General features: G+C 64.1%; 5 protein-coding genes and 2 pseudogenes. 4 read left to right on the top strand and 3 right to left on the bottom strand.

The window, feature by feature from the left end; all coding sequences use genetic code 11:
• Positions 1 to 131: pseudogene (locus tag AB7F49_RS36045) on the bottom strand (DUF932 domain-containing protein); the annotation flags it as partial.
• A 158-nt stretch (positions 132 to 289) separates the two neighbouring features.
• Between AB7F49_RS36045 and AB7F49_RS36040 the strand changes: the two are divergent.
• Genes AB7F49_RS36040 through AB7F49_RS36030 form a run of 3 tightly spaced genes read left to right on the top strand, consistent with a single transcriptional unit; the run spans position 290 to position 5,663 of the window.
• Positions 290 to 1,753 (top strand): tyrosine-type recombinase/integrase, encoded by a 1,464-nt coding sequence (locus tag AB7F49_RS36040; RefSeq protein WP_428531693.1) that lies wholly within the window; start codon positions 290 to 292, stop codon positions 1,751 to 1,753.
• A complete protein-coding gene (locus AB7F49_RS36035; protein WP_428531690.1) occupies positions 1,750 to 3,534 on the top strand; it encodes a hypothetical protein in 1,785 nt (594 codons plus the stop codon). The genes AB7F49_RS36040 and AB7F49_RS36035 overlap by 4 nt, the downstream gene beginning before the upstream one ends.
• On the top strand, positions 3,531 to 5,663 hold the full coding sequence (locus AB7F49_RS36030) for a hypothetical protein (protein ID WP_428531687.1): 2,133 nt from the start codon (positions 3,531 to 3,533) through the stop codon (positions 5,661 to 5,663). Before AB7F49_RS36035 ends, AB7F49_RS36030 begins: the two co-directional genes overlap by 4 nt.
• Before the next feature lie 293 nt (positions 5,664 to 5,956).
• On the opposite strand, the gene AB7F49_RS36025 is transcribed toward AB7F49_RS36030, so the two are convergent.
• Positions 5,957 to 6,916, bottom strand: coding sequence for an ArdC family protein (locus AB7F49_RS36025; RefSeq protein WP_428531684.1), 960 nt, complete (start codon positions 6,914 to 6,916; stop codon positions 5,957 to 5,959).
• A gap of 103 nt (positions 6,917 to 7,019) precedes the next feature.
• Positions 7,020 to 7,520: pseudogene (locus AB7F49_RS36020) on the bottom strand (hypothetical protein); the annotation flags it as partial.
• Between the two features lie 174 nt (positions 7,521 to 7,694).
• Here AB7F49_RS36020 and AB7F49_RS36015 point away from each other — a divergent pair.
• Positions 7,695 to 8,253: DUF1173 family protein (locus AB7F49_RS36015; protein ID WP_428531681.1), on the top strand; the 559-nt coding region annotated here is incomplete at its 3' end.

The following is an 8,253-nucleotide window of genomic DNA, read 5'->3' as shown; positions in this document are numbered from 1 at the left end:
ACATTGGGGTTGTAGATGCTGGTTGACCAGTCGAGCACGCCCGGAACTTTCCAGCGTGTGTCGCCGGTGCCGTTGCCGGCGATCTTCTGGACCGCATCAACGAGTTCATGGTCGAAAATTCTGCCATTATCCAGACTCTGTGTACCTGTCTCACAGACGTCAGGATTGGCGGTTAGTATCGCCGACAGTCAGAGACCCAGAACCGTCGAGTGACGCCGGTGCGAAGTTTTTGCCGGGGGCGGGCTCGAGCCCGTCCCCGGCAAAAACTTCGGCGCCGTTGGGAGGTCCTTTGCCGCAGTTGTTCATCACCGATCTTTCCGCCGTACACCGCTCCGTGACGGTCCACGGCACGACATACGAGTTGTCCTCAGACGAGATAGCGGCCGCGGACAACGTCGGGCTCGTCGAGGGCATGCCGTTCATTCTGGGAAGCGACGGCGCCTACGATCACCACCTCAGCCGTTTCCTCCGATCCTGCCCGACCATGGGCGTGCGCTCGATGAACAGCCTTCGGGCCTATGCGCGGGACATCGTCGTCTGGATGCGCTTCCTCGAAGAGCGGCGGAACGGCAAGTCTCTCTGGTCAGCCGATCGCGATGACATCGCCGCATTCCACGAAGCCCGGCGCATGTCCGAACCCCCGTTCCGGATATCGGCCTCATCCTGGAACCGGATGATTGCGGCGCTCGACAAGCTTTATCGGTGGGCAGGTGACGAGAAGATCATTGCCGCCGCTCCGTTCACCTATCGACAGCTCTGGTCACGCGCGTCGGCGTCAGGTGCGGTCATCGCCATGGCGGTGAACTGCGCCAAAGAAAGCGGTGCCCGCAAGGGCGACATGCGCTTCCTCGACATGCCGCGCTATCTGGCGTTCCGCGAGGTCGGGCTGCGCGGCAGGCTTCCGGATGGCGGGGAAGACCCGACATGGCGAGGCCGCAACGGAGAGCGCAATGCACTGTTCGCGGAGCTGCTGATCACCACCGGCCTGCGGCTGCAGGAGGCGTCGAGCCTGCTGCTCAGCGAGTTGCCCGCACTGGATACATGCCTGGGTTCCACGGTTCGATCGCTGCCCTTCCGACTAGCGGCTGCGACCGCAAAGGGCTCGCGCGGTCGGGACATCCGCATGCCGATCCGTCTGATCGGGCAGTTGCACGATTACGTCCGGATTGAACGGGACAACGCCCTTGGGCGAGTTCGGCGGAGCGGCCGCATCCGCCGAACTCGCAGCCCGATCCCGGTTGTCCAATGCGAGCACCGTGCCCTTCGCCTGAGCGATGGCGACCGCGCCTTGAAGGTAAGCGTCGATCAGGTGACGCCGTCGGAGCGGACGCGCCTTGTCGACGCCGAGACGGGCGTGCCGCTGGCGCTCTGGCTGACAGAAGACGGGGAGCCGATGCCGATGGCGTCGTGGGAGGCCGTGTTCGCGCGCGCCAGCGAGAGATGCCGTCGCCTCGGCTTCACGGATATGTACGTGACCCCTCACATGCTGCGACACAGCTTTGCCGTCCATATGCTGACGCTGCTTCTGCGCGAGCAGGTCGCCTGGGTGGTGAGCGAGCGATCGCGGTATCTCGGTTCCGCCTATCGTCGAATGATCGGCGATCCTCTGCTGAAGCTCCAGAGATTGATGGGGCATAGCAGGATCGAGAGCACCTATATCTATCTCGATCACCTCGCGGACAGCCAGGAGATCGTCGATGCGGCGGCGGGCAACCTTGGTCTCGACGTGACCTCCGGGGAACTCGCGTCATGAGTCGGGGGCGACGGGCAACATTCCCGCCGCAGTCGGATACTCCCGATAAGTGCACTGTCACCGCCGTGATCATCGCCGATCCACGCCGCTTCGCTGTGCGCGTCGACACAGGCGGCGAGATCATCGTCGACCTGAGTTCGTGGTCGAGCCCGTCCTTCGTTGTCGACATCGCCCCGCTGGTGCGGGAACGCATCCGCCAGATGGGCCCGACGCCGATCGGACGTTCGGTGCGGCGCCATCTCCTCAATCTCCGCCGGTTCTGGTCGTTCCTGGATGATCGGACGATCATCCTGCACGGACTGGGCGACATCACCGTCGAGTTGATCAACGATTATGAGGCATGGCTCGAGCAGAATGCCGGGAACCGGCTGTTCCAGCGGCACCTTCTGGCGGCGCTGATCAGTGGGCTCCGCATCGCGGTCGAGAACCGTCCCGGCGGTCTGATGCCGGAGGTCGTATCCCGTCTGCGTTATCTTGGTCATGGCGATAGTGGCGGCAGTCGGCCCCGGGACGCTTACAGTAGCAGGATCGCCGAAGCCCTGCGTGCCGCGGCCCGGGCTCAGATCGCTGAAGCTCGCCAGCGCATCGCGCTCGGTGACGACGTTCCGCCGCCTCCGCCGGGAGTGGATGCATGCACGCGGCTGCGCGCTCATCATGATGCTGTCGTGGCCGAGATCATACGATCCGGACAAATCGAGACGCGGCACCCCTCCTTCGCACGATTCAAGGGCCTCGGTGCTTACCGCCACGTTGACTGCAGGATCGAGGTGCCGCATCGGGGATTCCACCTCACGCCGATCGACCTTGCGGCATTCCTGACGTTGCTGTCGCTGGAGACCGGCATGGAGATGGAATGCCTGATCCGCCTGAAGGCGGACTGCCTGCGCAATCCCACCCGGGGCTATGTCGAGATCGAGTACTACAAGCGCCGGGCACGCGGCTCGGAGTGGAAGCGCCTGCGCGTCCGGGACGGGTCGAGCGCCACTCCGGGCGGGCTGGTCAGAATGGCGATCGCGCTCACCGAGCGTGCGCGGCGCCACACCGGGTCGGATCGTCTGTGGGTACTCTGGACTATCGACGGCCTGCGCCCGGCCAACGAAGAAGGCGGCCAGGGCATCGCCACCTTCGTCGATCGCTACTACCTGGTCGATGACGACGGTGCGCGGCTGCGGCTGCGACTGTCGCGGTTGCGCAAGACACAGAAGGCCGAATGGTACCGACGCACGAATGGTCAGCTCGAACAGTTTGCCGTGGGTCACTCGATCGGCGTCGCGGCTCGACACTATGCGGACATACCCGCCCTGCGTCATGTTCACGAGCAGACCCTTGCTGATGCGTTCCATGATGCCCTCGATGCTGCGCTGAAGCCGCGCATAGACACGAATGAAGCGGAACACCCGGTCGTTGAGCGGCAAGACCCATCTCCGGCAACCGACGAACAGGATGTCTGGCTCGCGCGATGCGGCGGCTTTTACGAGAGCCCGTTCACGGAAGCTGGCAAACCCTGCCCGAGCCCGTTCTGGGGCTGCCTCGAATGCGAGAATGCCGTGATCACAGAACGCAAGCTTCCGGCGCTCATCGCATTCCAGTCATTCATGGCCGACCAGCGGACGGTGCTCGACGCCGGCGAGTGGTCGATCAAGTTCGGCCGCCCCTGGCACCGCGTCACGAAGCAGATCCTGCCCGCCTTTGCGCCGCAGGCCGTTGAAGCGGCACGGGCAAGGATCGCGGAGCAAGGGCCGACGGTCCTCTATCTGCCGGTGGAGGCGACGGCACGATGACGGCGCTCAACACCGCGCAGGCTACAGGCCCGTCGGCGATACGCAGCCCCAGCGACATCGTGCTCTGCTCGATGAAGCTCAAGGACGGGACCGATCGGAAGACGCTCTCGAGATTCGGCGACGACGTATGGGATCTCGATCCGGTAATCTTCCATGTCACTGCGCGCAATGCATTCCGCACGATCGACTTCATCGACATTGCCTGTCCGGTGGAGAGGCTGACGGCCAAGGAATACATCTTCGCCTGGCTCAACGAACGCCTGCCGGATCGCACGGGACGGCTGCGGCCGTTGAGCGCGCGGGCAGCGCTTGCCACCCTGCGCCAGTTCATGGCGTTCGTTCGGGAACGAGAGGGCAGGTTCGATGCCGCGCTCATCGATCAGGACCTGCTCGACGCCTACCTCGCTCTTCATAAGAACCGTTCCGTGTTGCCGACCCAGGTCGCTACCTGCATGAGGCCGGCCGTGCAGCTTCACCGGCTCGCACGCTTCCTGACCCATGGTGGTCTCGACTTCGTGCCCTGGAACGGAACGCCGATCTTCAAGGTGGCTGGCTGCGGCGGCCGGCCATATGAGAACTTAACGCCCCGCATTCCCGAGCAGGTGATCGGCGCATTGCTGCGCTGGTCATTGCGCTATGTCGAGCTGTTCTCTGCCGATATCCTCGAGGCACGGGCAGAGCTTGACCGACTTGAAGCGGACCGAGCCCGTCCTCGCGAGGCCGTCGCCACGCGCATGGCGTCCTTTATCGAAGGCCGCCGCAAGGCGGGCCGCGGTATCCCCGTCTGGAATGCGCCCGCCAGCATCGGCGGCATCTGCGCTTCCCTCGCACGCGCCGATCGGCACGAACTGAACGGTCACGTGCTGAACCTAAAACTGATCTCGCTGCAAAGCAGGATTCACGTGACCAACATCATCCAGAATAAAGAAGCCTATGGCCTGCTTCTCAACGCTGTGAAGGAACTTGGCGTCGAGCAAGGCGGTATGGACACGCCGATCTCTATCGACCCTGAGAGCGGTAAACCATGGCGGTCTCGCTTCGACGCATTTGCAGTGGCGCACGAGGAGCGTCAGCTTCAGACGGCCGCCTACGTCCTGTGCGCCTATCTGACCGGCATGCGCGACAGTGAAGTTCAGGCCATGCAGCCCGGTTGCCTTCAGCGCAAGCGCAGCGCCGACGGCATGATTGAGCGGCTGACAATACGCAGCGTCGTCTACAAGGGTCGGCAGGAGCGCGGGGACCCGGAGGAATGGGTGACGATCGAGCCGGTCGGCCGCGCCGTGGAGATCGCCGAGCGTTTGGCGGCAAGGCACCGGCCGCGGCGCAAGGACGACGGCATCTGGATCGTTCTGCATCGCGCCGTTGCGCTCGATCGTGGCGTTCCGCATGTCGTGCGGCAGATCAATCGGTATCGAGAGCATCTGGACGAGCACTTCGGCGCCCCAGACGAGCCGACAATCCCGCTTGCCGAAGGACGGCATTGGGTCTTCAACACACGGCAGTTCCGGCGAACCGTGGCCTGGTACATCGCCAATCGGCCGTTCGGTGTGGTCGCCGGCAAGATCCAGTACAAGCATGCCTCTGTCGCAATGTTCGACGGCTATGCCGGATCGTCCGCCTCCGGCTACCGCCAAGAGGTAGAGCAGGAACATCATCTGGGACAACTCGACGACATCGTTGCGCATTACGAAGCGGCGCAGCGCGGCGAGCGACTGGCCGGCCCCGGCGCTTCCCGCATCAAGCACGAGATCGACCGTGTCGCGCAGGAGATCGGTCCTCTGCCAGGAATGATCGCAGACGGCAAACGGGTGAAGGCGATGCTCGCTCACCTCGCGCGCACGCTGCACGTCGGCTATCTGAACGACTGCTTCTTCGAGCCGGCGACCGCGCTTTGTCTTGGCCGCTCGACGGGTTCGGAGAGCCAGCCCATCCTGTCGAACTGCGCCCCTGACCGCTGCCCGAACTCCTGCATTGCCCGTCGTCATCTGCCGCCATGGCAAACCGCGATCGCTCACGCCGAGACGATGCTGGAAGAGAAGCGATTGTCGAGCGTGCAGCGGTCCGCGATCCGGCAAGACCGGGATCGGATGCGCAAGCTGATCGCGCCGCTGCTGGAGGAACGCTCGTGAAGCCTGTCAGCACTTCAACAGAGAGAGCGCTTCGCGAAGCGCTCGCCCGGCTTGTCTCAGGGAACGCATGTATATCGGACGGCCGCCTGACGGTTGCCGATCTGGCACGGGAAGCCGGCGTCAGCCGCGCAACCGCCAACCGAGCTCCGGCCATCCTCACGGAACTGCGGGAGGCGGCCGAGACGGCGAAGCTATCTCGGCCTGATGAGCCCCGTTCCCCGCAGGTTGACGTGGAGCGGCAGCGGCGTGATCGGGAGAACGTGATCGCTCAGCACGTCCAGGTGCGCGCTTTGCTACAACGCGCCGACGAGAACAGGAGAAGCAAGGTGGCCCGCCTCCGTCTCCTCGGTGACGTTGGATGACGTGGGCGCAGGTTGCTGTTCGTGCATCCAGTCGGCTGCCTGTTGTGCCTTGCCGGCAGCCGTGAAGATGGCGCGGGGGTCGTCCTTCAATACTTTGATCCACGAGGCAATGTACGCGGCATGATCAGGGCGCGGATGGTGGGCGATGCCGAGATCGGCAAGCACAACCCCACTGAGAATCTCCACACTGCACTCCTCGGCCGCGTAGGCCGCCGAGCCGAACCGGCCCGAGAGATCGCGGTCAAGCCTGTGCTTTGCCCCGGAAGCGTGGCCGCTCTCATGCAGCCAGACCCCATAGAACGACGCGGCATCCCGGAAAGAAGCGAAGTCTGGCATGAACACCGTGTCCGACGAAGGAACGTAGCAGGCTTCCGAACCGCCGAACACAGTCTTGATCCCGAGGTTGGCGATGAAGGTCTCGGCGTGGGCCAGACGCTCTTCCTCCGACAGGATGCTCGTCGGCTGACGTTCGTATCCATCCACCTGCGCGATGTTGAACGCCGAGAAGGCCCGGGCGAACATCCGAACGCGGCCGCCGTCGTCTCCGCCATCGTCATCCGCCGAGTCGGACGAAGCGATCTGCTTCCACAACACGACGGTGGTCGAGCGTTCGCCCTTGCGAACCCGCGCTCCGGTGTCCTGCCATTGCCGATAGGTGCCCCAGAGACCATCGCTGTAACCGTTGGCCATCGCTGCGGCCCACAGCGCCAGCGTGTTGATGCCGCGGTAGCGGCGGCCAGATGCGACGTTCGTCGGGCGGGCGGCGCTGGTCCCGTTGTGGAACCATGGCGCGCGCCAATCACCTGCACCTTCTTCGATTGCCGCTATGATCTCGGCGGTAACGCGCGTGTAGACGTCGGCACGCGCTCCGGACTGTACCCTGGAAGACATCGTGAAAGCTCCTTTGGGGCGACGCGAGCGCACGGGATCGCCGGCGCTTTCGAACGGCGTCGGGCTCAACGTCGGCGGGATGGGATCAGTGAAAAGCCGGTGAGACAGCTTGACTGTTTAGATAACGCCCGTAGTCCGGCCCCGTCACCGCTCGGAGTTCTAGGCGGCCGTTTTCGATTTCGAGTGTCTTGACCTGCTCGGCGCGGTGCGTCGAAAGCCCGTACTGCAGATTGATGCCGGCGAGCGCGGCCGGCAACTGGCGCAGATAGGTCGCCGGCGCTCCGACCAGGCTGGCGAGCTGACCAAAGCTCCAGTGTGTCGGCGCAACCGGGGTGTGTGAATCGGGAAGCATGAGCGTTAGCCTCTCGGGATTGTCGCGGGATGCTTCGACACGGATGGTCTCGCTTTCAACGATCCGGGTCTTGCTGCGTTCGGACCGCCGCTTGACCGCATTGTTGAGGTCGGTGAGCGACAGAAAGCGTTCGTCGTCCGGCCGGTTGCACCATTCCGACGACACGCGGCCGATGCGCTGTCCACGGCCGACATCAACCTTATAGCCGTTTGACACGCTGCGCGCCGGCGCCTGGATTTCCATATGGGTCATGATCGTTCTCCGCAACGGGCGCCGGGAGCCTCTCTCCTGGCCTCGGCCCGCCATCGCATCCCGGCCTCCCCTCTGCCTCTCCCTGCGCCAGCCGCGCGCGAAGCGCGCGCGCATCGCGGCCGCACTCTCCAATTGCCGTGTTGAAGGTTGCGTCGCCGCCGAAACCGTGGATCAATGTGCGTAGGGGATGCGGCGGCGTCCGGAGCGATGGAGGCGATGCGACGATTCAAACTTGCTGACCAAGTCATCGAAGAGACCGCGCCAGAATTCCCAGCCGCGTTAGCGGATGCTTACCGTAAGCGCCTTCGACCGCTCTGCCTTTGCAAGGAAGGCGGCCTCGGGATGTATATTGCTCAGGTTGGAGAGCAGTACATCGTCAAGCGCATGCCGATGTCGGGTGGCGGGCACGATCCAGCCTGTCCATCTTACGAGCCGCCTGACGAGTTGTCGGGTCTCGGTGTGCTGATGGGCAGCGCGATCCAGGTCGATCCGGAGAGTGGAATGTCGGCGCTGAAAGTCGCCTTCAGTCTGACGAAAATCGGCACCCGGGCTGCGCCGGGAGCGGGCACGGATGCGACTGACACCATCGCCGGCGACGCAAAGAAGCTCTCGTTGCACAGCTTGCTCCACTATCTTTGGCACCAGGCCGAGCTGACAGCGTGGACCTCGCGATGGGCTGGCAAGCGTCACTGGTGGAATATTCGCTGGCACCTGATCGAGGCCGCCGGCCAGA

The sequence above is a fragment of the Pseudorhodoplanes sp. genome, from assembly GCF_050250235.1.
GTDB lineage: Bacteria > Pseudomonadota > Alphaproteobacteria > Rhizobiales > Xanthobacteraceae > Pseudorhodoplanes.
This window is presented reverse-complemented; position numbering and strand designations above follow the sequence as displayed.

Excerpts from the sequence above, each read along its gene's own strand:
- AB7F49_RS36035 (WP_428531690.1), top strand. The coding sequence starts at position 1,750 with ATGAGTCGGGGGCGACGGGCAACATTCCCGCCGCAGTCGGATACTCCC.
- AB7F49_RS36025 (WP_428531684.1), bottom strand. The coding sequence starts at position 6,916 with ATGTCTTCCAGGGTACAGTCCGGAGCGCGTGCCGACGTCTACACGCGC.
- AB7F49_RS36030 (WP_428531687.1), top strand. The coding sequence starts at position 3,531 with ATGACGGCGCTCAACACCGCGCAGGCTACAGGCCCGTCGGCGATACGC.